Raw genomic sequence first — 24854 nt, forward strand, 5'->3', positions numbered from 1 at the left:
GCAGGGTTCTGGCCCTGAGCCTCAAATTCTTCGATGCTCATGAAGATCTGGATGACTCAGTCCCTAGGGTGTGCGGCCATGACCATCTGGCCCCGCACCGCCACCTGGACCAGCGGCGAGCTGCACCTGGGCGGCCTGTCCGCCACGGAGCTCGCACAACGCCACGGAACCCCCGCCTACCTGCTGGACCGGGCCGACTTCGAGGCCCGCTGCCGCGCCTGGCTCGACGCGCTGCCCGATGGCGACGTCCACTACGGCGGCAAGGCGTTCCTGTGCCCCGAGGTGGTTCGCTGGCTCGCCGACCTGGGGCTGTCCCTGGACGTGTGCACCGGCGGCGAGCTCGCGGTAGCCATGGCCGGCGGCATGCCGCCCGAGCGGGTGGTCTTCCACGGGAACAACAAGTCCCTCGACGAGCTGCGCCGCGCCGTGGAGCGGGGCGTCGGCTGCATCGTCGTCGACTCCTTCACCGAGCTCGAACGGCTCACCTCGCTCGGCGCCCGCCAGCGGGTCATGATCCGCGTCACCCCCGGCGTGGACGCCGCCACCCACAAGGCCATCGCCACCGGCGGTGAGGACTCCAAGTTCGGCTTCTCCCTGTCCAACGGCGACGCGCTGCGCGCCGTACGCGCCGTCAGGGACACGCCGGGACTCGAGCTGTACGGCCTGCACTCCCACATCGGATCCCAGCTCTTCGACACCCAGGGCTTCGCCCTGGCGGCCCGCCGCATGGCCGACTTCGCCGGCAGCGTCGGCGTCACCCGCCTCGACCTCGGCGGCGGGCTGGGCGTCGCCTACCGGCCGGGCGACCCGGAGCCGCCCACCCCGTCCGACGTGGTCGCGGTCCTGCGCAAGGAGGTCGGCGGGCTCGACCTGGCCGTCGAACCCGGCCGCTCCATCGCCGGGCCCACCACAGTCGCCCTTTACCGGGTCGGCACCGTCAAGGGGACCTACGTCAGCGTCGACGGCGGCATGAGCGACAACCCGCGGCCCGCCATGTACGGCTCCCCGTACACCGCCGCGCTCGCCTCCCGCGCCTCGGACGCGCCGCTCGAACGAGTGGACGTGGTCGGCAAGCACTGCGAGAGCGGCGACTACCTCGTACGCGACATCCCGCTGCCCGCCGACCTGCGCCCGGGAGACCTGCTCGCCGTGCCCGTGTCGGGGGCCTACCAGCGCTCGATGGCCAGCAACTACAACCACGTGCCGAGGCCGCCCGTGATCGCCGTGTTCGAGGGGACGGACCGGGTGATCGTCCGCAGGGAGACCGAGGAGGACCTGCTGCGGTTGTACGTGTGACAGATGTGACTGGCGGGCAGCCGTTGCCCGCCGGGCGCACGTGCCGTAGGCCGTCCCGGCAACTCGGATACCCCGGCCGCCAGCCCAGCTGCCGCTTGGCCTTCTCCCGCCGACCAGATCCTCAACCGCATCTGCCGTTGCCGCGACAGAATTTCAAGACCGGCTCACTAGCCATTGCGCCGCCTGCTCCGCGGCCCCTGCCGCTTCTCCGATCCCGGCCGGCTCAGCCGGAGGCCAGGCCCCGGAGGCGGGCGGCCGCCTCCGGGTCGCCGACCGCCTCGAACACCTCCGCCACTCGAAGGTAGGTCTGTCGGCTCTCGCCGATCCGGCCCGCCGCGGCCAGCGATTCGGCGAGGCGACGCGCCCGGCAGAGCGGCGCCGATCGCCTCGACCAGCCCGCGGTGGGCGTCGGAGACGACCAGCTGAACCCCGGACAGGCCGCGGGCGACCAGGCCGCGCAGAAAGGCCAGCCAGCCGGCGCCGTCTTCGGCCGAGGTGACCTCCAGGCCGAGGACCTCGCGCTGGCCGTTGGCGTTGACGCCGGTGGCGACCAGGGCGTGCACGTTGATGGTGCGGCCGCCCTCGCGGACCTTCTGCGTCAGCGCGTCCAGCCAGACGAAGGTGTAGGGACCAGCGTCCAACGCCCGGGTGCGGAAGGCTTCAACCTGCTCGTCCAGCACCTTGGCCATCTGCGAGACCTGGCTTTTGGAGATGTGCTTGATGCCGAGCTGTTCGACCAGCTTGTCGACTCTGCGGGTGGAGACGCCGAGCAGGTAGCTGGTGGCGACCACGCTGATCAGCGCCTGCTCGGCCCGGCGGCGCCGCTCCAGCAGCCAGTCCGGGTAGTAGGAGCCGGAGCGCAGCTTCGGGATGGCCAGCTCGATGGGGCCGGCCCGGGTGTCCCACTCGCGCGGCCGGTAGCCGTTACGGGAGTTCGTCCGCTCGTCGCTGCGCCGGCCGTAGGTAGCTCCGCACAGGCTATCGGCCTCGGCCGACATCAACGTCTCGGCCATGGTCTTCACCATGGATCGCAACAGATCCGGGTCGTCGGTCTCGATATGCCGCGCCAGCCACTGCCCGGGCGTCACACTGTTGTCTACGGCCATCGCCTGGTTCTCCTCCGATCTTGATCTTGCTACTCGAAGGATCACGCGATGGCCGTCTTCATTTCACGACGCCACGCCCGTGACCAGGTCAAACTCGTACACCACTCCCGTGGACGCAACCCGGCCAACCGTGCGCATCATGAAAACTCGGCGCACCGCCGTGCTCGACGGGCTGCACATCTGCGTGGACGAGGTCGAGCACGCCGGCGCCTTCATGGAGATCGAACGGACCGTGAGCGCGCAGGAGCCGGGCGCCGCGGTGCAGGCCGAACTCGACGCGTGGGCACGGTCGCTCGGGGTGGAACTGGAGCGCACCAGCGACACCTACGACTCGCTGGTGCGCTCCGCCCTCGCCACGGTCTAGAACAGGCTGAGCGCTTGCGCGCCCGCCAGACCGTCGCAGGGCAGGCGGGCCGCTTCCACGTCGAGCAGCAGCTCGACCGCGGCGTGGTCAGTCAACGCCTGCTCGCGCGCGGCCACCCGGGCGGGGATGCTCACCTCGCCGAACACGTCGGGCTCGTGCGCGGTGGCGGGAACGCGGCTGATCAGGGCCGCACCGCGGTCCCCCTCATCGGGGGTGTTGACCACCGCGTAGCCCGCCCGCCGGAGCTGCTCCAGCAGCCAGGCGGTTCCGGGCCCGGCGCTGGTCTCGGTCAGCAGGATCACGCCGTCGTCCCGCGCGGCGAGCCAGGCCAGGAGCCTGCCGGCGCGCCGACGAGCTCGGAGTCAGCATCGGCTCCGTTCGTCGCGCGGTGCGCGAGCTCCGGGAGAACGGTCACCTGAAGACATTGCCGAAGAAGGGCACGTTCGTCCTCGACCGCCAGGCCGGTGGAGAGTAGGAGCCCGGCGCGAGCCAGTTTGACACCTCGCGCGGCGATGTGCAGAGGCGCACGTCGGCGTGCCGGCCGGATGAACCTCCGCCACGACCAGGCGCAGTGCCCGCGGCATCTCGATCGTGCCCATCGGGGGCTCGAGCAGGGTGCCTGCGGCACGCAGGGGCCGAGGACCACAAGCGGTGTGGGCCCGCGACCCCTGGTGAGCGCAGCGGCGGAGCTACCAGGGGGGCCGGGTTCGAGCCGGAGTCGGAGGAGAAGGGCACGGAGAACGGGATCGAGCTCATCCAGCAGATGTGGGCACGCGACCTCTGGGCCACCAGTTGAGCGGACCCGCCAGGCGCATCAGGCTCGGCACCAGCACCGCCCTGATCACGGTCGCGTCGACCAGCACGGCCACCGCCATGCCGACGCCCAGCATCTGCACGAACATCACCTGCGCCGTGGCGTAGGCGGCGAACGTGAGCGCCAGAATCCCTCCTGCGGCCGTGATCAGGGGCGCGCCCCGTTGCAGGCCGGTGGCCACGGCCTCCGCGGTGTCGCCCGTCCTGTCGTACTCCTCCTTGATGCGGGAGAGCAGGAACACCTCGTAGTCCATCGACAGGCCGTAGGCGACGCAGAGCATCAGGATCGGAATGCTGGGGTCGAGGGTGCCCGTCGGGGTGAAGCCGAGGAGGCCGGAGAGGTTGCCGTCCTGGAAGACCCAGACGATCGCGCCGAACATGACGCCCATGCTGAGGAGGTTCAGCAGGGACGCCTTGAGCGGGATGACCAGGCTTCTGGTCATCCCGAACAGGACCAGGAACGTGACGCCGAGCATGAGGGCCAGCACCAGGGGGAGCCGGTCCACGACGGAGGCGCGGTAGTCGGCCAGTTCGGCCGGGTAGCCGCCGACGAGGACCTCGAAGGGCGGCTCGACGGCGCGTACGGACTCCACCAGACGCACGGGGTCCGCGGCCAGCGCCTCGGCGGAGGGGACGACGGCCAGCCAGGTGTCCCGGACCGACCCGCGGCGGAACCGCTCGGGGGCGCCGTCGCCCACCCGGTCGCCGTCCGTGAAGGAGCCGGCGGCGGAGTCGACCTGGGCGACGCCGGGGAGCCGGGACAGCGCCACCGCATACTGCGAAATATCGCCTGACTCCGGATTTCGGGGGATTATCTGGATGGTGTCGGTCTCCTCCGCTGGGAAGGACTGGCGGATGACCTCCTGCGTCTGCCGGGACGACGCCTCCAGGGGGAGGATGCGGTCGTCGGCCACGCCGAACCGCAGCCCGAGGAACGGCGAGGCGAGCAGCAACAGCACCGCCGTGGCCAGCCCGCCGAAGATCAGCGGCCGCCGCATCACCCGGGTGGCCAGCGCGTGCCAGAACCCCGCGTCCCGCTCCGGCTCGACCCGCCTGGGGAGCACCGTGGCCCCGATGGAGGCCAGCACGGCGGGCAGCACGATCACCGCCGCGAAGAGGCCGCCGGCGACGACGGCCATGCCCGCGTACGCGAAGGATCTCAGGAAGTCGAACGGCAGCGCGAACAGCACGGCCAGGGACGAGGCCACCGTGAGCCCGCTGAACAGCACCGTCCGCCCCGCGTGCTCCACGGCCCTGGCCACCGCGCTCGCCCGGTCCGCGCCGCGCCGCGTCTCCTCGCGGAAGCGCTGGATGACGATCAGGCAGTAGTCGATGCCGAGCCCGAGCCCCATCGCGAGGGTGAGGTTCAGGGCGAACGTGGAGATCCCGGTGAAGGCCAGGGGCACGCGCAGCAGCGCCAGCCCGATCACCATCGCGAACACCCCGGCCAGGATCGGCACCAGGGCCGCCATGGCGCGCCGCTGGTAGAGCCAGAGCAACGCGAACGCCAGCGGGAAGATGACCAGTTCGGCGCGCACGAAGTCCTGTCTGGACAGCGGCACGGTCTCCCTGAACACCTCCTCCCCTCCCCCGGCCCGCACCTGGAGCAGGCCGGCGCCCTTCGTGATCTCGGGCACGAGCCCGGGCAGCACCTGCCCGCGCACGTGGTCGGCGTCGCCGGGGATACGCACCACGATCAGCGCGTGCCTGCCGTCCTCGCTGCGCATGGTGGCGGGCCTGCCGCGGGTCCAGTACGAGGCCGACTCGGCGACCCCCTCCCACCCGCCGATCCGCGTGGTCAGCGCCCTGCCCTCGGCCTCGACCGCGGGGTCGTCCACGGTGCCGGCCTTCGCGGTCACCAGGAAGATCATGTCGGGGCTGCCCGTCCCGAACCGCCGTACCAGCTCGGCCTGCGCCCGGTCGGACTCCGACCCCGGAGCCTCGAACCTGGCCAGCGACAACCGCGGCACCGCCCCGGCCGCCAGTGCCGCCGCGACGGCGAGGACGACCAGGGCCATGGCGAGCACGGACCGGCGGCGCCGGACGAGGAGGAAGCCCAGCCTGCGCAGCGGCGGCCCGGCCGACTTCGCGTGGACCGGCCGCAGCCGGGTGTTCAGCGTCATGCAAGGTGCCCCCGAATCAGAACTCGGTAAAATGCTCGTGTTTGCTCTTCGGATCAGAAATACAAGTAAATGCTCGCATTTGTCAACGAGGAGACCCATGCCTGAACGCACGGTTCGCCGCCAGGCGCGCGGCCTGAAGCGCATGGCGGAGATCCTCGACGCCGCCGAGTCGGTGATCGCCGAGGTCGGATACCCGGACATGACGACCAACCACGTCGCCACGCGGGCGGGGATGTCGCCCGGGTCGCTCTACCAGTTCTTCCGCAACAAGGAGGAGATCCTCGACGGGCTGGTGGCCCGCTACACCAGCGACCGGCAGGAGTTCTGGGCCGCCCGGCTGGCCGCCGTCACTCCGGAGGTGCCGCTGGAGGTGCTGGTGGAGCAGGTCGTGGACGAGAGCGTCACGTTCAAGACCGCGTCACCGGCGTACTGGTCGCTCCTGTACGGGTCGGCGACGGGCGATCAGCTGGCCTCGGCCTCGCAGCGGCTGCACGCCGACATCGCTCGGCAGGTCGCGGCCCTGCTCCGCCGCCGCTCCCCCGGCCTGCCGCAGGAGCGCGCCGAGCTCATGGGGACGATGGCGGTGGCCATGGTGAAGGCGGTGATGCCGCTGGTCACCACCGCGCCGCCGGAGCGCGGGGCGGAACTGGTGGCGGAGCTGAAGCTCGCCCTTGTCCGCTATCTGGAGTGAGCGAATGCTTCGCGGCCGGCTCCGGAAGGGGCCCGCCACCTCGAAGGTGTGGCCCTCGATGCGGCCGCGCCGGACCGAGAAGGAGAGCCGCCCGCCCTCCGGCGAGCACGCCAGCCCCGTGAGCTCCATACCGGGGTGCCCGCCAGCCTGAGGAACGGCGTGACCGTGCGGTCGGGGGGGGTGATGACGTTGTGGACGTCAAGTGCGTGCCCTGCGCATGCCGTTCACCCCGCCTGCCGAGCAGGAGCGACACGAAAGATCCGCGCCGCCCAGCGAGCCGCCCGCACCCGTGCCGCCCGCTCGGACGCGGCTCCTGGCCGCAACCCGCACGAGGAACGGCAGGTCCGCCTGACCGCTCAGCGCATCCTGACCGACCACCTGCCCTGTCAGGATCCGTCCGCACGCCGCTGGTGGCAGCCCCGCCGCGCCGACCCCAACCCTCGCTACTGCGACCTCACCGGCGCCGCCTCAGCGACGCCAGATTCCGCGGGGCGACGTTCACCGGCGACGTCGGATTCGACCAGGCGACCTTCACCCGCTGCGCCACGTTCGCGGGAGCTACAGGGCTGGAACGTGCAGAGTTGGACGGCGCGCGGGTGGCGCTGGCCGAGAAACGAGCGAAGCGAGTGTGGCCATCCTGCCGGCAGGCAGTGGACGAGGCGGACGGGTGGCAGACGCTGCACCTGGCGGCGGCTGCCGACGCTGGCGGTCCGGGTCCCCGGACGGGCGATGCGACCAGCACCTTGTGCTCGCGGTGGGTCAAGGCGTTCGGCGCGGGGTCCATCACCTCTTCGATCAGGCCGATCCCCACCTGAGTGCTCGCCTTCGAGCGGTGGCAGGCCCAGCATGGCCCGGATCGGGCGCACGGTCATCGGGGGCCGCCGGAGCGGCTCGTCGATGGCGTCGGGCTGTGGGCCGACGTGGGTCCGCGTGGTCTGCTGTCGCTTCACGCTGCCGGGTCGTACACCACACCAGACCTTTACGTCTCCGGCGATCTTGGACGGGGACGCTCGGGATGGTTTGCCCACGCACGCGCCGCTATAGCCAGATGCGTGGCAGCTGGTCCCCGATGCGGGAGGCTTCATCGCGATGAGCCCACTGATGACGACGTCCGTCTCGTCCATTGCCGCGCTGCGCTCAGCACGGCACCCCGCAGATGGACGGCTCCCGCTACTCTGATCCCTGATGCACCACATACGACTCGGCGCGCGCGTGCTCTGCCTGGTGCTGGCAGGGGTGGCGCTGGCAGCGGGCTGTTCCTCCTCCCAGCAGCCCCAGGCATCCCCCGCCGCCGGTCCGCCGGCGCTGAAGGCGAGCGACCTGGCAGCCTCGGTACGCGCCACGCCTCTGCTGCACTGGACGGGCTCCTGGGAGGCGCCGATCAAGGGTCCGACGTCCGGCGACCCGTTCCCGGCGGACACGCGGTTCACCGCCGACCTGCGTGCTCTGGGCAACGGCGACGTCTTCGGCACCGTCACGATCGACGGCGCCACTGCGGACGTCCTGGTCCTGGACGGCAAGACCCAGTTCGTCAAGGCGGGCGCCGACTACTGGCGCGCGTTGCCGCCCGTCCCGGCGCCCGAACACCTGGTGGCCGGCAGGTGGGTGGCCGAGCAGGACCACCTCCTGTACGGGCTCGACCTGCCCCGGCTGATTCCCCAGCGGGTGGCGGAGGACCTGGCCGGGATCGCCACGCCGGCCACCACCGGCACCGCCGCTCCCCCGATGCCGGTGGTGCCGTCCGACCAGGACCAGCCGACCCGCCCCCCGGTCGCCTACCCGCCGCCCGAGGGCGTGCCCGCCGGCGCGCCGCGCCTGGACCTGGTCAGGATGCACCCGTCCGCGGCGGGCGCGGTCCGCAATGGCGCGTACTGGTTCAGCCCCGACGCGCCGCACCGGCTGATCGGCTACTCCGGCATCGATCTGCTGACCGCCTCCGATCCGTCCAGGAACGCCACGGCTCGGCTGACCGTACGCGCGGGAACCGCCGAGGAGGCCAAGGACGCCTACGCCGACCTGGCCGCACGCCTGCGCAGCGTCCCGCGCACGGTCGCCGTCAACGCCAACGTCCGTCTCGAAGAGAAGTGGTCGAAGGTGACCCCGTGCGCCCCGGGCGTGTGCGGCCCCGTCGCCGTGGGTGTGCGCCTGCGCAACGAGCACGACCACCTCACCATCAGCGAGAAGATCACCGTCACCCTGTACGGGTCGGGGTCGTTCGTGCCGGAGCAGATCAAGGACAAGGTCGGCACGTGTCAGATCACCGCCGAGCGCATCGCCCCCGGCACGTCGACACGCAAGCTGTGCACCGTCGACGATCCGCGCATCCTGCGCATGCAGGCCAAGGAGAAGCATGTCTGGTTCCGTGCCGAGACCAGCACCACCCTCACGGAGGTCACCCGGCCGAGCGGGGCGGAGAAGCTGGCACGCGAGCTGCCATAGACCGGCCTCTCGCGAGGTTTCGAGACGAGTGCATGGAGCACGCCGGTCCGCGGTGAAAAGGTCAGTGGCTCGGCGGATCTCATGTCAGTGATTGGTCCTGCTCGATCCGGTTGGCTGCCTCGTGCGGTCTCAGGTCCGCGCCTACGTGGTCGGGTTCGCTAGCGCTGATCGGGCGTGAGGAGGCAGCCGAAGCGGCCGACCTGGACTACAAGGAACGGGTTCACGCCCGGAACGAAGAGCAGAAGGTCGAGTTCTGCAAGGGCGTCGTCGCCATGGCCAACGACCGCGGCGGAATCCTGGTCATCGGAGTGAAGGAAGATGGGCAGCGCGCTGTCCCTGAGGAAGTGACCAAGGTCGACGTGGGTGACAGTGAGCAGCGCCGGCTACGCGACGTGCTGTTGAACGTGTCCCCGCACCCCTTGCAGGTCGACATCCTCGCCGTCGAGGACCCCGACGACCCGGGTCACGGCGTCCTGCTGGTGTTGGTGGAACGCAGCGGCTTGGCCCCACACGCGCTCCTGGACACTCGGGACAAGACCCACCACCGCGATGGCTGGCTGCGTTTCCCCATCCGCAACGGGGCCGCCACTCGCTGGATGCTCGAACCCGAGGTGGCCACCCGTTACCATGCTCGCTTCACCGCCGGACGGTCGATGCATGACCGACTGAGGGAGGTGGAAGCCGAATGCGTCGCGGCCTACGCAGAACGGGACGGCTCAGCCCTCCCAGACCCCGCCGCAGGAAGCCGACAGGTTCGGGGTGCGGATTCCGGATTACGGCTTTTACCGGACAAAGCCGACGCGACCCATCCTGGTGGTGACGATCGTTCCGGAGACCGTCGGAAGGCTCGTGCTCAACCGGGCTGCTGGACCTTCCAGAAGGTGGGCGTTGCCCCAGGCAGACTCATCGCGGTCTCCGGAGATCCCGTCATCGCCGTGTACAGCGAACTGCACACCGACGGAGCAGGGTCGTTCCTCATCGCGCTGGATGGCGAGGATCAGACCGGTGAAACGATCCAGGTCCTCGTTCAGGACCTCGTCTTCTACCTGCTGTCGGCACTGCGATACCTCGGCCGCCACGCACGCGATCGCACCGCAGCCAGCGGCGTCACCGCGATCAGACTGAGCCTGCTGGCAGATACCGACCAGATCGACGGCTCCGGTATTGACCTCCCCCGTCGTGATTCTCTTCGCGAGATCCAGCTAACATCTGACACGAGCTAGGGCGACTACGCGGGTCTGTCGCCGACCTGCCGTGCCGTCGGTGACGTCTTCGCCCCGCTCGACGATCTCGCCACCGATGGACCGAGCCTGATCTCGGCGGCCGCGATGGTTGCCAACGAGGCATGTCACGCCTTCGGCCTGGCCGAAGTGTCCCCGCTCGACATCAACGGCACCATCAATCCCCACCACTGAGAAGAGCCGCTCCGGTCCATTATCACCAACTGGGCCTCCTGGTAGCTCAGCAAGCTCACGGCCCAACCGGCGATCATGACTCCGTCACCGCGGCGGGAGGCTCGCTGGTGTCACCGGCGCGCTGCAGATCGGGGATGTGGTTGTAGAGGGTGCCCACGCTCACCCCGAGCAGCTTGGCGATCGAGGTCACCGACCGCCCGGGGCCACGCGGTCCGGGCGTCAGATGCGGCTGTCCTCGTCGCCGCAGCATAGCCGTCGTCCACCGCACGTCCAGGTCGTACGTCCTCACTTCGCTGCGGCGGCTCCACCTGGACGTGCGGTGGAGACCGACGGCGGGACGGCGACCAACAAGGACAGCTGCGCCTTCACCGGAGGATGCGCCCGCTAGTCGCGGCCGCGACCGCGCGGTGAAGGACGCCAGGATGGGCCGATCGCCCGCACGCATCGACCGGGCGGGCCGGATCCGGCACGGCTCGCGTGCCTGCACGCCCACTATGCCGCGCTCGCGTACGCCGCGGCGTACGCGGGCGGCGGGTGGCGCGGCTCAAACCGCCGCCCAGGCTCGGCGACGCTCCGACGACGTGACCCGCGCCGCCCGCCGTGAGCGTGATCCACCAGCTCGGGCGGCCACCCCCCCGGTCAGCTCGCCACTGGCCGGCCATCGGCGGCAGGCAGCATCTCCACGACGAAAAGCCCCCAACCTCAGCCCCCATGTGACAGGAGGACCGCGCAATGCCCGCATGGACCCGCGGCCAGCCCATGAACCTGGCCGATGACCAGCTCGTCGCGACCGGCAACCCGATCGTGGACACCTCTTTGAAGATCGCCCGCGCGATGCTCGTTCCCCAGGAGGCTCTGGAACACGCCGAAGCCGGCCTCGACCAGGCGCAGCGCGACGACGCCAGGCACGGCGGGTTCAACGGCACCGCCGAGCGCCGCCGGCGGGCCGAGCAGGCCCACGACGAGGCCGACCGGCAAACTCGCGCCGCTCTGCGCGTCGAGGAGCAGGCCCGGGCCGTCGCACGCGCCGCCGACTCCCGCCTGTACGCCCTGGCCGACATCGAGGTCAAGCGAACGTGGAAGGCGTTCTACGCCCGCAAACACGGCAGCGCCCCCGCCACCAGGTACAGCGCCGAGTGGCAGGCCTGGCGAGGAGGCCGACGACCCGACCCGATGGGAGGAGCTGGAGCCCGGCGCGGAGATCCGCCTCACCTACGAAACCACCGGACAGACCGCGGTGTGGCGGTTCGCCGGCCTGGGCGAACCCCACCCCGGCAATCCCGGCCTGCGCATCGCCCGCTACAGCGAGCACAACTCCTGGCGCGACCCCACCCAGACGATGCACCTGGCCGTACGACCGGGCTCCCGGGTGGCCAGGAGCGTGAAGACGCGGCGTGCGGTGATGCGCCGGGTCAGGCGGCGGGCGGGGTTGGTCGCCAGCAGGTCCTGGCGCTGGGCCCAGGTGGTGAAGGAAGCTCGGACGCGTCACCCAGGGCGACCCGCTTCTGGGCCGGGACGTCTCGGGGTGGGTCAGCGCGTCAGGAGGCCGGCGAAGATGTCCACCAGTTCGGGCCGGTCGAACGGGCCGACGTGAGGTGCGTCCACGCTGCGTACGTCGGTCGGGTTGTCCGGGGTGAGGCGGTCGGCCTCGGCGATGAAGCGGTCCTGCAGGGCCAGAGGGATCAGCCGGTCCTTGGTGAAGCGGATGTAGGTGCGGCGGATCCGCCCCCAGGCGTGCTTTTCGCCCCGCGCGTCGGCCATCGGGATGCCGACAGGTTCGTCCGGCTGGAAGGTGTTGAGCAGGTGCATCACGGCCTCGTCGGTGAAGTCGCCGGCCAGGCACTCCTTGATGCCCTTGATCAGCTCCGGGTCGGCCGTGCGCCAGTTGACCCGGGCCACCCCCAGGACCGCCGGATCGCCGACGACGGCGGAGGTCACCTGGGGGAGCAGACTGCCGGCGTTCTCGGGGGTGGCCAGGTAGGCGTTCAGGCTGGGCAGGGTCACGCAGCAGTACGCGGCGACGTACACCACCCGCTCCAGCAGGTCGGGGATCGCGTTGCCGACCCTGCTCAACACGATGCCGCCCTGGCTGGCGCCGGCCAGGATCACGGGGCCTCGGCGGTGGGCGCGGCGCACCGCCTCGACGACGCGTTCGACGTAGTCGTCGATGGTGAGCTTGGCGAGCGGGGACGGCTCGGTGGCCAGCGCCTGAAGATCCTGCGGAGCCTGGTAGGCGCGGGGATAGAACGCCTCGCCGCCGTGTCCGGGCAGGTCCACGGCCACGGCGTGGTGCCCGCGCAGGGTCAGCTCGGTGAGCAGGCCGCTCGCCAGGTACGACGAGGAGTGGGTGCCGTGGATGAACACCAGGGTCGGCCGGGCTTCGCGAGTCATCGGTTTTCTCCTTCTTGTGCTGTTTCTTGTGCCGCATGACGCCACATCGGCCACAGGGTCGGGGCGTCGGCCACGCGCACCGGCTCGCCGAGATCCGCGAAACCGTGTCGCAGGTAGAGGGCACGGCTCCGGGTCGAACTGGCCTCCAGGTACGTGGGGAGCCCGTCGGCGTCCGCCCGCTCCAGGCGGTGCCGCAACAACGCCGAGCCGAGCCCGGCGCCACGCTGTCCGCCGATCACGCCCATGCACGGCAGGTAGACGTGCGGCTCACGGGGGTGCCGCGGGTCCAGCGCCTCTCCCAGGGCCCGCAGCCGCGCTCCGCTGTCACCGAAGGCCTTCGGCTCGAACGAGTCCTCGCTGAGCGCCTGATCGCCGGCCATCAGCGTCAGCCACACCGCGGCGCCCGCACGGCCGCCGGCCAAGTACGCCTCGGCGGCGGGATGGGCGAGCAAAGGGCGATAGAAGTGCCTCTGGAGGCGGCCCCGATCGCCGACCTCGGGAAAGAGCCAGCGGATCAGGGAGTGGTTCATGAACGCCTCGGTCAGGACGTCCAGCACCGCCTGCCGTTCCTCGCCGTCAGCCCGCCGTACGGTTGCGTACGACGTATCATGTGTCATGTGTACAGCGTATCCGGGCTGTCCCCGCAAAACCCGTGATAAATGAAGGAAGTGTACTAGACGGAGCCCGAATGTGAACTAGTACACTTTACTGTCATGCCGTCCTCAACCCCGCCCTACCAGCAGATCACCGCCGAAATCCGTGCCCGCATCCTGACCGGCGAACTGCGCCCCGGCGAACGCATGCCCTCCATCCGCCAGATCGCCCAGCGCTGGGGCGTGGCGGTCGCCACCGCCACGAAGGTGATGGCGGCCCTCCGCGACGAAGGGCTGGTGGAGACGAAGGTCGGCGCCGGTGCGGTGGTCACCGCCGGCCGGGGGCAACCGGCCGCGCGGCAGCGGCAGGCCGACACGCCCAAACCGGCACTGAACCGCGGAAAGACCCTGCGCACCGCCATCGCGATCGCCGACAGAGAGGGGCTCGACGCCGTCTCCATGCGCCGGATCGCGGCCGAGATGGGCGTCGGCCCGATGTCGCTGTACCGGCATGTCGCCGGCAAGGACGAACTGGTCATGCAGATGGCCGACGAGGTGTTCGGCGAGGTGGAGCTACCAGAACCGGGACCGGACGGCTGGCGGGCCAAGCTCGAACTGATCGCCCGCCGGCAATGGGAGCTGTGCCGCAGGCATCTTTGGCTGCCCAGGGCGGTCTCGTTCACCCGCCCGCTGCTGGCGCCCAGAGTGATGGAGCACACGGAGTGGACGCTGCGCGCGCTCGACGGGCTCGGGCTGGACATGGCGATCCGGATCCGCGAAGCGCTCACCCTGCACGCGCTGGTCGTCTCCGCCTCGCTGTCCATGGCGCAGGAGGCCGAGACCGAGCAGGAGACCGGCGTAACGCTCGACCGGTGGTGGCGGACCCAGCAAGAGCGGACCGGCGCGCTCCTCGGCACCGGGCGGTTTCCGCTGCTGGCCGCCATCGCCACGGAGACGGTGTCGGACGTGGACGCACTGTTCGAGTACGGCCTGGCCCGCCACCTGGACGGGTTCGCCGCCATGCTGAAGAAGATGTAGCCCATCCTCGGCGACCGGTCGCTTCGCGGCTTGTGCGACTGATGGCCGCGCCTCGCGTCGTCTTCGCATAGGTCGTGAGGGCGGGAGGTGGTCGCCGACAAGTCGCGTGGCGCTGGCGCCATGCTAAGCCGCTCCGCGAGCCGGGCCACGGCCGCCGACGGTGCCGCGCCCACATCGTCGGGTACGAACCCAAGCCAGGGCAGCGTGCAGAGCTGGACCAGCATGCCCAGCCGGTCAACAGGGCCCCGCCCGCTGGGACTCACAAAGGCCACGTCAGCCGCCGTCGGCGTGAAATACCTGGATCAACTCATCCGCGCTGATCTCCGGGAACGAGCGCAGCTGGGCCAACTGCTCCTCGGAGAACATCTTCTCTGACAATGCACCACTCCACATGCCGTACCGGATAAAACCGGAACGAACGTAGCGGCAGTGATCATTGGCCCGCCACAGAAGGTCAACCTCACCATTACCGCAGGTCAGGTGCTACTTCGTTGAAATTGCCTCATTGCTACTGGGACCCCAGAACCCGACCGACCTGCACGAGGTCGCCACATGGAACGCCGAGAACGCCCTCCAGCTCCTCGTTAAGCCGTACGAACTGGGCGGCGCAGCCCGCGACTACCTGGGCCCGGCGCTCGGGTCTGTGCCACCAGACGCAAAGTAGCCGTGAGTAACCGGAAGCTCCCGGACGGTTTGAAATAAAGCTATTGGCGAGCAACGCGACCTGCGAAAACGTCCTTGCTGTCGTTATCGCGGTGGCGAACGCCGGAATCATCCCCGAATGCCCAGACCGAATCCCGGACCCGGGAGCCGTCCCCGTCACCCGCTCTGGCCTGCGGCAACGCCCCTACCTTGCCCCTAGTGACAGCGACCCGAGCCCCGGGCCTCAATGAGTGTTTGGTGTGGTTCGTGATGGTGGGGCTGGTGGCTGTGCAGGCTGCGGAACGTCATCGAAACCACCTCGCTGGCGGTGGCGTCAGCGCTGGGTGTGGGCGGCAAGTGACTCGACCTGGCGAACCGATGGACACCATCCCCTTCCTGAGTGACATGGTTCTCACCTCCAGGACAAGTACGACATCCCGGCCGGGTCCCTCTGTCAGTCAAGAACGGAGACAGACCAAGGAGGGGATCAGCGTGCAGACGATCACCATGAACGAACTGGCCAACGACCTCGTCGCGTGGATGACGCACGACGCCCGCGCCATCGACATGGCGCGGACGCAGAGAGGGGACGAGGACTGGGAGAAGTGGGCGCGCATGCAGTTCCTGCAGTGGCAGCTCACCCACGGCGGCCGGGCCAACGTCGACTACGAGACCGAGCGGCCCAACGTGGAAGGCTCCAGGAAGTTCGACATCGTCTACAACCGCAGGAACCCGGTGGTGGACCCGAACCGCCCGCCGATCTACTCGCAGTGGAAGTGCCGCAGCAAGGCCAACGACGCCGTATCCAAGATCCAGGACGACATCGGCACGCTGACCGCCGAGCTGAAGGCGACCCAGGCGGGCCAGCAGGTCCCCATCCTGCCGCTACTCGTGGTCCTGTGCCCCGAGGACGTCGGCTTCCCTGAGGTGGTCTCCACGGCCATCCCCGGATGCGCGACCAGGCTGCACCTGTCCACGCCCGGCACCTGGCGGCACTACCCGGTCCTCTGACCGGCCGGCACGGGCCCGAATTTCGTTCTAAGTCTCTCTGAGGGCCGCGTCCCGGATCCCAATCCGGGTCTACATGATCCACATTGTGGCCTCCGGGGAGGATCGGACCGGATTTTGGCGCTAGAGAGACGATCTTGAAGACGATTCGGTGACGGCGGCTGCTTGCCCTGGTCGAGCGCCCTAGCGTGCCTACTCATGCCTGTGGATTTCCTCTCGGGTGAGCAAGTAGACCGCTATCGCCGGTTCCGGCCTGAGGTGTCGGTGGCCGAGCTCGAGCAGTTCTTCCGGCTGGACGCCAAGGCGCTGGAGGCGCTGGCGGGTAAGCGTCGCCCGGCGACGAAGCTGGGATGGGCGGTGCAGTGGGGCACCGTGCGGATGCTCGGCACCTTCCTTACCGAAGACCCCCTGGACGTGCCCGGGGAGGTACTGGCGTTCGTCGCCGAGCAGCTCGACATCGACCCGGCGTGCGCGCCGGAGTACCTGACCCGGCCGAAGACCGCTTATGAGCATGCGTGGGAGATCCGGGACCTGCTGGAGCTGTCAGAGTTCTCCAAACGCGAGCAGGAGGTGCGCGACTACCTGGCAGCGCGGGTGTGGCCGACGATCGAGGGGCCGCGGGCGTTGTTCGACCGCGCCGTGGTGCACATGCTGCGCGAGGGCATCCTGCTGCCCGCCGGGATCACCACGCTGACCCGGCTGATCAGCGAGGTGCGTCAGGCCGAGCACGCCCGGTTGTATCGCACGCTGGCCGAGCACGCCGGCCCGGAGCTGCGGGCGCGGCTGGCCGATCTGCTGCGGGTGCCTGCCGATCGGCGGGTGTCGGAGCTGGAGCGGCTGCGCACCGCGCCGACGCGTGCTGCGGGCCGGGTGATGGTGGCGGAGTTGCATCGGGTGGCCGAGATCGGCGGGCTGGGCGCCGGGGCGGTGCGGGTGGAGCCGGTGCCGGCGGTGAAGCTGTCGGCGCTGGCCCGGTATGGGCTGGCCTCCAAGGCGCCGACGTTGCGGGACCTGGAAGGCGATCGGCAGGCGGCCACGCTGCTGGCCACCGTGCGGCATCTGGAGACCTCGTCGGTACCACATCAACTTCCTGGGCCGCTACGCCTTCTCTCGTGCCGAGGTGGCCGGGGGGGTTGCGTCCCTTCCACGACGGCGCCCAGGAGGCCAGCAACCTCTCCCCCGCAGCGGAGGCCGAAGCCGGTCGGCGCTGTTGAGACGTCGGTGGCGCACGTAGGCGGTGGGCGGGGCTGGCGCGCCAGGCGGCACCGACGACGAGATGCATGACGGCCGGCATCACGCTCGTCGGCGCGTCGCCGGAGATCACCAACGGCATCGCGACCGAGACGGGGTGTCAGTAGGAGTGCTGGCACTGGGTACACGCGCCTGCGTTACCGCAGATCAGGGCTGCGCGTCAGTGCGCGCTGCGGGAGAGCTTCTCCCAGGCGGTGAACTCCGTGCGCAGCTGGTCGAGCTTCTCCAGGGCCATGTCGTAGGCCGGGCTACCGAGCAGGAGCCGGTGCGGCGGCTCATCGGCGTTGACCGCGGTGATGATGGCCGTGGCCGCGCGAGCCGGGTCGCCGGGCTCGCTGCCGGTGCTGGCGCGGAAGCCGGCCCGTACGGCGCCGGCGGTGGCGGTGTAGTCGCTGATCTCGTGGCCGGGCAGGGTCTCGTTGGCTGAGCGGCCTGCCCAGTCGGTGCGGAAGGGGCCCGGCTCGACGAGCAGAACCTTGATTCCCAGCGGTTCCACTTCCTGCCAAAGCGCCTCCGACAGCCCTTCGACGGCGAACTTGGTGGCGTTGTAGTAGCCCACCGCGGGGAAGGAGCGCAGCCCTCCAATGGAGGAGAAGTTGACGATGGTACCGCTGCGCTGCTTGCGCATGCCGGGCAAGACCGCGCGGGTGAGGTCGGACAGCCCGAAGACGTTGATCTCGAACATGCGGCGGATCTCGTCGTCTGTGCTCTCCTCCACGGCGGCGAAGTAGCCGACGCCGGCGTTGTTGACCAGCACGTCGATGTCGCCGAAGCGGTCCTCGGCGGCCTGGACGGCGGCACGGACCTGCTCGGGCCGGGTGACGTCGAGGGGCAGCGCCAGGGCCCGGTCGCCCGCGCCTTCGACGAGGTCCTTGAGCTGCATGGCGTCACGTGCGGTGACCACCGCGCGCTCGCCGCGGGCCAGCACGGCGCGGGCCAGTTCACGGCCGAAGCCGGTTGAGCAACCGGTGATGAACCAGGTGTTCACAGCAGATGTCCCTCTCTCGGATCTCGCAGGGCGAGACACCACGCGATCTTCCTCGGAGTGCGCTCGCCACAGGGGCAAAAGGCGGACGGCGCTGCCTTAAGGTGTCAGGTCCGATCGCCGTCCTCTTCCAGGACATCACCGTCGTGCCCCCTGCTCGGGCGCGATGCAGGGGGCAGAACTTCCTGGTCAGCGGCTTCCTAGGACGCAGCGACCCCCTTTGGCGGGTGCCTGGCGGTGGGCGGCGAGGGCAGCATGGAGATATGGCCCGTAATGTCGATTTGAGTGAGTTCTTGCGCCGGTGCCGAGCCCGGATCAGCCCGGAGTCGGTGGGGCTTCCGGAACGCGGCTCCTACCGGCGGGTGCCTGGCCTGCGCCGCGAGGAAGTCGCTCAGCTGGCCGGGGTGAGCACCGACTACTACACCCGGTTGGAGCAGGGGCGGCAGATCAGCCCGTCGGACAGCGTGCTGCAGGCGATCGCCGCCGCGCTTGGGCTGAACGACGCCGAGCGCGCCCACCTGTCCGACCTGATCCGACCTCAGCCGGCGACCGCGCGCCGCAGCCCGCCGGTGGTGCAGCGGGCCCGCCCGGCACTGCGCCGGTTGCTGGACTCCTTCACCGACCACGCCGCGTTCATCCTGGGCCGGCGCGGTGATGTGCTGGCCACCAACCACCTGTGCCGGGTGCTTCTGGCCGACTTCGACACCATGCCCTATCGGGAGCGCAACCTCACCCGGTGGATCCTCCTGGATGAGGCGGCCCGCGAGCTGTATGCGGACTGGGAGAAGATCGCCGCGGAGATGACCGCGATCTTGCGGCTGGACGCCGGCCGTCACCCGGACGACACCCGCACCGCCGAGCTGGTCGGTGAGCTGACGATGAAGAGCGAGCACTTCCGCCGCTGGTGGGCCGACCACAAGGTGCTGGATCGCAGCTTCGGGCACAAACGCTTCCACCACCCGCTGGTGGGGCCGCTGACCATCGACTACCAGGCCTTCACCCTGCCCGGCGAAGCCGACCAGACGCTCTTCGTCTACATGCCCGCCCAGGACCAGGCCTCGCAGGACGCCTGGCGGCTGCTGGCCAGCTGGAACGCGGACCCGCCCGCGACTGCCTCGTCCCCTCGACCGCACGACACAGCGCAAGCTCGAAGGAGCACCTCATGAACAGCACCACGCCCCGCGCGTCCGGCAGGCCGCTGGCACTGGTCACCGGAGCGTCGGCTGGGATCGGCTACGAGCTGGCCCGGCTGCTGGCCCGCCACGGCTACGACCTGGTGGCCACCGGCCGCAGCGGCAACATCCACCAGGCTGCGGCCGATCTCGAGAAGGACGGCGCGCAGGTCATCCCGGTCCAGGCCGATCTCGCCGACCACGAGGGCGTCGAGGCCGTCTGGCAGGCCGTGCAGGCCACCGGACGGCCGCTGGCGGCAGCCGTGCTCAACGCCGGGCGCAGCATCGGCGGCTCCTTCCTCGACACCGATCTGGACGACGAGCTGGGCCTGATCGCCCTGAACGTCACCTCGGTGGTCCACCTGGCCAAGCATGTGGCCCGGCACATGGCCGCCAACCGCAGCGGACGGATCCTGATCACCTCCTCGCTGTCGGCCACGTTGCCGACCCCGTACGAGACCGTCTACGGTCCGTCACGGGCGTTCACTCGGATGTTCGCCCTGGCCCTGCGCGAGGAGCTCACCGAGTACGGAGTGAGCGTCACCACGTTGCTGCCCGGCGCCACCGACAGCGATTTCCACGCCCGCGCCGGGATGGGCAACACCGCCTTTGGCTCCGGTATGAAGAAGAACAGCCGCGCCCAGGTGGCCCGGCAGGGCTTCGAGGCGATGTTGGCCGGCCGAGCCCAGGTTGTCGGCGGTGACAGGGCCACCAAGCTCGCCTATGTCAAGCACCACGTGTTGCCCGAGACGCGCAAAGCCGCCCGTCACGCCCGCATGGCCAAGCCGCGCCCCTGAAAGTCCCACTCGGGGAAGCTCATGACTGTCCGATGACCTCCTGCGCCGCCCCGGCCGGCTCACCCTGCCGGACCGGCAAGGGCAAAGTGGCCGTGCAGTACCACACCGCCCGCTTCCGGCTCGTCCCCGCGCTCGCCAAGGCGCTCAGCGTTGCTACCCCACTCGTGCGTAAGCCCGGCACGCTCTGGATCGAGCTGCCCCGCCCCGCCCCGGCTGGCGCCGAACCGGCCGGGCACGTGCGGATCGGATACGCCCGCGCCTCCACTGTGCGCCAATCGCTGGACACCCAGCTGGACGCGTTCAAGGCTGCCGGCGTCGCCCGCGTCTTCGCCGAGAAGATCTCCACCCGGGCTGTCGTCCGCCCCGAACTCGAGCGGGCCATCGACCTGGCGGCGGAGATGCGGGCCTCCGGTCTGGCATCAAGCCGACCCGGTCCACGTACGAGGTCGGCGCCCGAGGCTGGCTCAAGCTCAAACGGCGGACCAGCATGGACGCGGTCGTGGGCGGGTTCGTCGGCTCGCCGCGGCGGCCGAGCGGGTTGATCCTCGGCCGGTACGACGACGCCGGGCGGCTCCGCGTCGTCGGCCGCACCGCTCAACTCGCCGCGCAGGCGGCGGCCGAGGTCGCCCCGCTGCTCACCGCCGCCGGCGCCGGGCATCCGTGGCCGGAGACGCTGCCGCCGGGCTGGGCGTCCAGCCCGTACGGCGACCGCGACCCCATCACCTACACCCAAGTCCAGCCGGATCTAGTGGTGGAGGTGCTGGTGGACACTGCCCTGGACGCGCCTCGCCACCGGCACGCGGTGAGGTACCTCCGGGTACGGGCGGACTTGCATCCGACGCAACTGGACCCGATCGACTGAGCAGGCGTAGAGGGCCTTCCGCTCCCGAAGCTGGCCCCAGCCCCCTGGCGGTTGAGGACACATTCGGGAGCGGAGGGCCGTGACCAGGCGGCCGAATGCGCGCCTGTTCGGATGATCGACCGTAGAGCGATGATCGACCGTAGAGCCTCACGCGCACGGTCGTCTCCGCGCTCGCCGACCGGCGGGAGCGCGCTCATCATGCGGGGGGACCCATGAATTTCTCACGGGCCCCCCGCGGGCGCGCCTCCAGGCCGGGCCGCTCTCTCAACCGCGTCGGTGAGGACCGTGTGCGTCGTCAGCGTGTTGGGGTGGTCGGGCCCGAACACCCGCTCGTGGTCGGCGACCGACCGTTCCAGCAGCGGGATCGCCTCGACGACGCGCCCGGCGGCGTAATAGGCGTACGCGAGGTTCCCGCGCGCGATCACCACATCTGGATGATCAGCCCCGCTCACGCGCTCGCTGCGTGCGACGACCCTCCTGAGCAGCTGGATCGCCCGGGAGAGCTCTCCAGCCCCGGAATACGCCATGGCCAGGTCGTTCTGGGACGCCAGCGTGTGCGGGTGATCACGGCCGAGCGTCCGGCGACGGTCGGTCACCGTCCGTTCGAGCAGGGCGATTGCCCGCGCGAAGTCCCCGGCGGCGAGATGGGCGGAGGCCAGGCTGTTGCGGCTGGTGAGGGTCACCGGATGGCGGGCGCCGAGCAGCCGCTCCTGGTCGGCGACGGTCCGCTCAAGCACGGAGATCGCCTCGGCGTGGTCACCCGCTGCGGTGTAGGCGAGGCCCAGGCTGTGCCGCAGCGCCAGCGTGTCGGGGTGGTCAGGCCCGTTGAGCCGCTGCCCGTCCGACAGCGCCCGCAGCGCGTAGCCGAGCCCGCGCTCCACCATCCCCTGGTCGAGCAGGTACTGCGCCGTGTCGTTCCAGAGCACCAGCGGCGGTTCCCGCTCCACGTCGGCGAGATGGCCCGCGACGGCGTCGATGTGCGGCAGGAGCTCGCGCCAGACCTGCTGGCCCGCCGGATCGTGCCACTCGGGGACGGCCGACGACAGGAGCACCACCGCGACGTCCAGCGTCTCTCCGGCCGGGAAGACCTCTTCCTCCTCGACCTCGTCCACGTCGCGACCGACCGCCTGGACGAGGGGATCGACGCGTACGGCTGAGCCGTCCAGAGCGATCAGCGAGTGCTCCTCCAGCGTGGCCAGCGCGGCGTCCAGCTCGTCGGCGGGGAACATGTCCCCCTGGCGGAAGAGGTCGAGCGGGATGCCGCCCGGCGCGTACCAGGACATGATCCGCAGGATGGCCTCGGGCAGGATGCCCTGCTCCTCCCGCATCCGGGCGAAGGCGACCCGGCAGGCCGTCGCGACAGTCTGCGCGTCGGCGGGAGGATCGGCGCCGGTGAGGTCGGTGTAGAAGAGGGACGCGCTCGACTCCAGCCGTTCCAGCCTGTCGTCGTCGGTGGTGGCCTCCGGCGGCCAGTAGTGGGTGAGCAGCTTGTCGTCGGGCAGGATGACGGCCAGGCTCTCACCGGGCCGGCTGTTGATCCACTGGATCGCGTTGAGCGCCCGCCCGCTCATCGAGCCGAGGACATTGCCCACCGCCTGCATCAGCAGTGCCTTGCGTCGTAGTTCCGCGGGGTCGACGAGGCTCCGGTAGACGAGCTGCACCTCTGACGTCACCGCGGTGGCCCGGGTCTTGCCCCAGGGATGCGTCTGCATCGGCAGCAGCACGTCCACGAGCCCCGGCACCCGGCTGTACTCCCGCAGGCCGACCGCCTCCGCGGGGTCGTCGCCGTACTCGGTCAGATAGCTGGCCCGGTCCAGGAAGGACAGCACGCTCACCGCGAACTCGATGCCCATCAGCCGCAGGTCCCGCGCGACGGACGCGCCGGCGTCGGCGGCGGCCATCATCGCGAACCTGTCCGCTTCCAGCTCCAGGCTGTGCGCCGGCCAGTAGTCACGCAGGTAGGTCTCGACCACGGCGGCGCCGCCCGGTGACTCCCGCACCCGGTCGAATGCCTCGCCCGCGAACCATGGGGACTCGTCGGCGGGACGGCCGGCCGCGTGCAGGTGACCACGGTAGACGTGGGACAGCTCGTGGCCGACCAGGAAGTCCAAGGCGCCCTGGGCGATCTCGAACATTACCGGGGCCAGCGTCTCGTCATCGTCGACCCCGATGGCCGTCCTGAACCGCTCGCCCTCGACCGTGGCGCACATACCGTACGCGATCTGCTGGTGCAGGTAGGGGTTCGTGTGGGCCGTGTCGCGCAGGACCCGCGGGAAGTCCGGGTGCGTCCACGGCTCCTCCAAGCCTGGAAACGCGCGGCCCGCCACGACGACGAGCTGCGCCAGGACGAGTGACAGCGCCCACATGTCCTGCACCACATAGCGGCCCATCAGGACCAGGTAGCGGCTGTCTGCCCACTGCTGCACCGAGGCGTGCGGCCGGTAACGGCAGTCCGTGGCGAACAGGAACTTGTGCGTCCCGTCGAGCCCCATGAGCTTGCTCACCCTCGTGAACGACCTGGACAGGTGGATGACGCAGGACGCGGGCTCCGCCGGGGTGAAGCGGATCGTGCCGGGCTCCAGATCCGCGCGCAGCCGCGCCGTCTCCCCCGCCGTCGCCCCGCAGAGCGCGGCCAGTTCCTCTGCGGTGACGTCGTCGGCGTGCAGCGCCCGGTGGAAGGCCGCGCGATCGGCGAACCCCTGCTCGACGTCCGCGGCGGTGCGCAGGAACGCACCGCCGCGCTCGGAGCGCTGCTGGTGCTCCGTGATCGCGGCGACGAACGGAGCCCAGTCATCCGGGCCGGTCATTCCGGTGGAGTTTCCACGAGGGCCGCCGGGTTCGCGCAGAACCGGTCGGCGCCGATCCCGACGATGGCCCTGGCCACGGTCGCGGCGGGCACGGGCACCTTGCCGACGGTCGCCACGATGAGGTCGGCCAGGACGACGACGAGGTCACCGCTCCTGCCGTCCGCGGCAGCGGCCAGGTCAGTGAGCCGCGGGCACACGGCGTCGCGCAGCAACGTCAGCACGCGGAAGAAGCGGATCGCGTCAGGGAGCTTGGCGCCCCCGATGGGGCGACCGATCCCCGCGGCCTCTTCGATCTGGACAAGGGCGTCACGCAGGCCGTCGTCGGACACAGAATCCCTCCCGGTCACTTGGTCATCTGCTCGGCGACCGCGGGCGTTACCCGCGGTCAGCGCACACGAGAAGATCGGTTCAAGAGTGGACGTGGGGTAGTTGTCACCAGTGCGTCGCGTGGGATCGGCCGTGATCACCCACACAGCTGCTTCGGGGCTGGGGGCAGCCTCAGGAGCGGAGGGCCTAGAGCCAGGTCAGCCTCGCCGCGATCACAGTGTCTCAAGCCGGCTGCCGGCTCTTCCTCGGTTTCTGAGACAGACGCAACCATCTCGCATGAGAAGTAACACGTGGAGGCGCACGGCGACGCTCCTGCCGCAGCACACCTGACCCTGGTGGAGAACGTGCTGCCGCTTGATCCGGAGCCGGCCATGTTCACGGCGATGCTGGACGGCTGGGCTCGGCAGCAGCGCGTGCGCTACCTCAAGGACGACACGATTCGGCGAGCGGCCAGCACGGTCCGGCGCATGATGCGCTTCTCCAACCTCTATCCGTGGCAGTGGGACGCCGGTGAGGTAGAGGCGTTCTTCGATCACCTGTGCTCGGGAGACCAGCCGATCAGGCAGCCCACCACCCGTCAGTACCAGACGCAGTCGCGGCAGTTCCGGGAGTTCATCACCGACAGCCGTTACGGCTGGGCCCAGGCGTGCATGGACCGTTTCGGCGTGGCCCCGCAGCAGGTGCTCGGTGAGTGGAACACCGTCGCGCATGTCACCGACTACGAGGGCCGTCCT

General features: G+C 70.2%; 22 protein-coding genes and 2 pseudogenes. 13 read left to right on the plus strand and 11 right to left on the minus strand.

Going from position 1 to position 24854, the window contains the following annotated elements; all coding sequences use genetic code 11:
- Nucleotides 1-78 precede the first annotated feature (78 nt).
- Nucleotides 79-1296 carry a diaminopimelate decarboxylase gene (gene lysA, locus AC27IY_RS11575; RefSeq protein WP_423446793.1) on the plus strand — a complete coding sequence of 406 codons (1218 nt, stop codon included), beginning with the start codon at nucleotides 79-81 and terminating at the stop codon, nucleotides 1294-1296.
- A 347-nt stretch (nucleotides 1297-1643) separates the two neighbouring features.
- Here the strand turns inward: lysA and AC27IY_RS11580 are convergent.
- Nucleotides 1644-2402, minus strand: a pseudogene (locus AC27IY_RS11580) (IS256 family transposase); the annotation flags it as partial.
- A 139-nt stretch (nucleotides 2403-2541) separates the two neighbouring features.
- Here AC27IY_RS11580 and AC27IY_RS11585 point away from each other — a divergent pair.
- A complete protein-coding gene (locus AC27IY_RS11585) occupies nucleotides 2542-2766 on the plus strand; it encodes a hypothetical protein (protein ID WP_487177929.1) in 225 nt (74 codons plus the stop codon).
- Here the strand turns inward: AC27IY_RS11585 and AC27IY_RS11590 are convergent.
- Both AC27IY_RS11590 and AC27IY_RS11595 read right to left on the minus strand, forming a co-directional pair.
- The gene (locus AC27IY_RS11590; RefSeq protein ID WP_487177930.1) at nucleotides 2763-3068 is read right to left on the minus strand and encodes a hypothetical protein; all 306 of its coding nucleotides are present in this window, start codon (nucleotides 3066-3068) and stop codon (nucleotides 2763-2765) included. The two genes, AC27IY_RS11585 and AC27IY_RS11590, sit on opposite strands and share 4 nt — an antisense overlap.
- 450 nt (nucleotides 3069-3518) lie before the next feature.
- Nucleotides 3519-5702: an MMPL family transporter gene (locus AC27IY_RS11595; RefSeq protein WP_423446783.1), complete on the minus strand. Its 2184-nt coding sequence runs from the start codon at nucleotides 5700-5702 to the stop codon at nucleotides 3519-3521.
- Between the two features lie 97 nt (nucleotides 5703-5799).
- On the opposite strand from AC27IY_RS11595, the gene AC27IY_RS11600 reads away from it, so the two are divergent.
- From AC27IY_RS11600 to AC27IY_RS11615, 4 genes are all read left to right on the plus strand, one after another.
- Nucleotides 5800-6393, plus strand: a complete 594-nt coding sequence (locus AC27IY_RS11600; RefSeq protein ID WP_423471184.1) for a TetR/AcrR family transcriptional regulator — start codon at nucleotides 5800-5802, stop codon at nucleotides 6391-6393.
- Nucleotides 6394-6803: 410 nt separating this feature from the next.
- Complete coding sequence (locus tag AC27IY_RS11605) at nucleotides 6804-7208, plus strand: pentapeptide repeat-containing protein (RefSeq protein ID WP_487177931.1); 405 nt, start codon at nucleotides 6804-6806, stop codon at nucleotides 7206-7208.
- A 370-nt stretch (nucleotides 7209-7578) separates the two neighbouring features.
- Entirely contained in the window at nucleotides 7579-8832 is a 1254-nt protein-coding gene (locus tag AC27IY_RS11610) for a hypothetical protein (protein ID WP_487177932.1), read from the plus strand.
- Between the two features lie 110 nt (nucleotides 8833-8942).
- Nucleotides 8943-10055 (plus strand): AlbA family DNA-binding domain-containing protein, encoded by a 1113-nt coding sequence (locus AC27IY_RS11615; protein ID WP_487177933.1) that lies wholly within the window; start codon nucleotides 8943-8945, stop codon nucleotides 10053-10055.
- A 265-nt stretch (nucleotides 10056-10320) separates the two neighbouring features.
- Here AC27IY_RS11615 and AC27IY_RS11620 read toward each other — a convergent pair whose 3' ends face one another.
- From AC27IY_RS11620 to AC27IY_RS11635, 4 genes are all read right to left on the minus strand, one after another.
- Nucleotides 10321-10536 (minus strand): hypothetical protein, encoded by a 216-nt coding sequence (locus AC27IY_RS11620; RefSeq protein WP_449958542.1) that lies wholly within the window; start codon nucleotides 10534-10536, stop codon nucleotides 10321-10323.
- 413 nt (nucleotides 10537-10949) lie between these two features.
- On the minus strand, nucleotides 10950-11351 hold the full coding sequence (locus tag AC27IY_RS11625; protein WP_487177934.1) for a hypothetical protein: 402 nt from the start codon (nucleotides 11349-11351) through the stop codon (nucleotides 10950-10952).
- Between the two features lie 426 nt (nucleotides 11352-11777).
- Complete coding sequence (locus AC27IY_RS11630; protein ID WP_449958548.1) at nucleotides 11778-12638, minus strand: alpha/beta hydrolase; 861 nt, start codon at nucleotides 12636-12638, stop codon at nucleotides 11778-11780.
- Entirely contained in the window at nucleotides 12635-13255 is a 621-nt protein-coding gene (locus tag AC27IY_RS11635) for a GNAT family N-acetyltransferase (RefSeq protein WP_487177935.1), read from the minus strand. The genes AC27IY_RS11630 and AC27IY_RS11635 overlap by 4 nt, the downstream gene beginning before the upstream one ends.
- A 96-nt stretch (nucleotides 13256-13351) precedes the next feature.
- Here AC27IY_RS11635 and AC27IY_RS11640 point away from each other — a divergent pair, with 96 nt between their 5' ends.
- A complete protein-coding gene (locus AC27IY_RS11640; protein ID WP_449958555.1) occupies nucleotides 13352-14269 on the plus strand; it encodes a TetR/AcrR family transcriptional regulator C-terminal domain-containing protein in 918 nt (305 codons plus the stop codon).
- A gap of 146 nt (nucleotides 14270-14415) precedes the next feature.
- Here AC27IY_RS11640 and AC27IY_RS11645 read toward each other — a convergent pair.
- A pseudogene (locus tag AC27IY_RS11645) lies at nucleotides 14416-14541 on the minus strand (hypothetical protein); the annotation flags it as partial.
- Nucleotides 14542-15403: 862 nt separating this feature from the next.
- Here AC27IY_RS11645 and AC27IY_RS11650 point away from each other — a divergent pair.
- A complete protein-coding gene (locus tag AC27IY_RS11650) occupies nucleotides 15404-15922 on the plus strand; it encodes a hypothetical protein (protein ID WP_487177936.1) in 519 nt (172 codons plus the stop codon).
- 195 nt (nucleotides 15923-16117) lie between these two features.
- On the plus strand, nucleotides 16118-17203 hold the full coding sequence (locus AC27IY_RS11655; protein ID WP_487177937.1) for a DUF4158 domain-containing protein: 1086 nt from the start codon (nucleotides 16118-16120) through the stop codon (nucleotides 17201-17203).
- Between the two features lie 127 nt (nucleotides 17204-17330).
- On the opposite strand, the gene AC27IY_RS11660 is transcribed toward AC27IY_RS11655, so the two are convergent.
- Nucleotides 17331-18158 (minus strand): oxidoreductase, encoded by an 828-nt coding sequence (locus AC27IY_RS11660; protein ID WP_487177938.1) that lies wholly within the window; start codon nucleotides 18156-18158, stop codon nucleotides 17331-17333.
- Nucleotides 18159-18418: 260 nt separating this feature from the next.
- Here AC27IY_RS11660 and AC27IY_RS11665 point away from each other — a divergent pair, with 260 nt between their 5' ends.
- From AC27IY_RS11665 to AC27IY_RS11680, 4 genes are read left to right on the plus strand one after another with little or no spacing between them, the layout of a single operon-like run.
- Nucleotides 18419-19321, plus strand: a complete 903-nt coding sequence (locus tag AC27IY_RS11665; protein WP_487177939.1) for a helix-turn-helix transcriptional regulator — start codon at nucleotides 18419-18421, stop codon at nucleotides 19319-19321.
- Nucleotides 19318-20124, plus strand: coding sequence for an SDR family NAD(P)-dependent oxidoreductase (locus AC27IY_RS11670; RefSeq protein WP_487177940.1), 807 nt, complete (start codon nucleotides 19318-19320; stop codon nucleotides 20122-20124). Before AC27IY_RS11665 ends, AC27IY_RS11670 begins: the two co-directional genes overlap by 4 nt.
- Nucleotides 20121-20666, plus strand: coding sequence for a zinc finger domain-containing protein (locus AC27IY_RS11675; protein WP_487178040.1), 546 nt, complete (start codon nucleotides 20121-20123; stop codon nucleotides 20664-20666). The genes AC27IY_RS11670 and AC27IY_RS11675 overlap by 4 nt, the downstream gene beginning before the upstream one ends.
- Nucleotides 20612-20986: an ATP dependent DNA ligase gene (locus AC27IY_RS11680; RefSeq protein WP_487177941.1), complete on the plus strand. Its 375-nt coding sequence runs from the start codon at nucleotides 20612-20614 to the stop codon at nucleotides 20984-20986. Before AC27IY_RS11675 ends, AC27IY_RS11680 begins: the two co-directional genes overlap by 55 nt.
- 221 nt (nucleotides 20987-21207) lie before the next feature.
- On the opposite strand, the gene AC27IY_RS11685 is transcribed toward AC27IY_RS11680, so the two are convergent.
- Both AC27IY_RS11685 and AC27IY_RS11690 read right to left on the minus strand, forming a co-directional pair.
- Nucleotides 21208-23793: a tetratricopeptide repeat protein gene (locus AC27IY_RS11685; protein ID WP_487177942.1), complete on the minus strand. Its 2586-nt coding sequence runs from the start codon at nucleotides 23791-23793 to the stop codon at nucleotides 21208-21210.
- Nucleotides 23790-24122, minus strand: a complete 333-nt coding sequence (locus AC27IY_RS11690; protein WP_449958580.1) for a hypothetical protein — start codon at nucleotides 24120-24122, stop codon at nucleotides 23790-23792. Before AC27IY_RS11690 ends, AC27IY_RS11685 begins: the two co-directional genes overlap by 4 nt.
- Nucleotides 24123-24854 lie beyond the last annotated feature (732 nt).

The organism is Nonomuraea sp. B208, assembly GCF_057536035.1.

Excerpts from the sequence above, each read along its gene's own strand:
- AC27IY_RS11680 (WP_487177941.1), top strand. The coding sequence starts at position 20,612 with ATGGACGCGGTCGTGGGCGGGTTCGTCGGCTCGCCGCGGCGGCCGAGC.
- AC27IY_RS11685 (WP_487177942.1), bottom strand. The coding sequence starts at position 23,793 with ATGACCGGCCCGGATGACTGGGCTCCGTTCGTCGCCGCGATCACGGAG.
- AC27IY_RS11595 (WP_423446783.1), bottom strand. The coding sequence starts at position 5,702 with ATGACGCTGAACACCCGGCTGCGGCCGGTCCACGCGAAGTCGGCCGGG.
- AC27IY_RS11670 (WP_487177940.1), top strand. The coding sequence starts at position 19,318 with ATGAACAGCACCACGCCCCGCGCGTCCGGCAGGCCGCTGGCACTGGTC.
- AC27IY_RS11655 (WP_487177937.1), top strand. The coding sequence starts at position 16,118 with ATGCCTGTGGATTTCCTCTCGGGTGAGCAAGTAGACCGCTATCGCCGG.
- AC27IY_RS11585 (WP_487177929.1), top strand. The coding sequence starts at position 2,542 with ATGAAAACTCGGCGCACCGCCGTGCTCGACGGGCTGCACATCTGCGTG.
- AC27IY_RS11600 (WP_423471184.1), top strand. The coding sequence starts at position 5,800 with ATGCCTGAACGCACGGTTCGCCGCCAGGCGCGCGGCCTGAAGCGCATG.
- AC27IY_RS11665 (WP_487177939.1), top strand. The coding sequence starts at position 18,419 with ATGGCCCGTAATGTCGATTTGAGTGAGTTCTTGCGCCGGTGCCGAGCC.
- lysA (WP_423446793.1), top strand. The coding sequence starts at position 79 with ATGACCATCTGGCCCCGCACCGCCACCTGGACCAGCGGCGAGCTGCAC.
- AC27IY_RS11640 (WP_449958555.1), top strand. The coding sequence starts at position 13,352 with ATGCCGTCCTCAACCCCGCCCTACCAGCAGATCACCGCCGAAATCCGT.
- AC27IY_RS11635 (WP_487177935.1), bottom strand. The coding sequence starts at position 13,255 with ATGACACATGATACGTCGTACGCAACCGTACGGCGGGCTGACGGCGAG.
- AC27IY_RS11610 (WP_487177932.1), top strand. The coding sequence starts at position 7,579 with ATGCACCACATACGACTCGGCGCGCGCGTGCTCTGCCTGGTGCTGGCA.
- AC27IY_RS11630 (WP_449958548.1), bottom strand. The coding sequence starts at position 12,638 with ATGACTCGCGAAGCCCGGCCGACCCTGGTGTTCATCCACGGCACCCAC.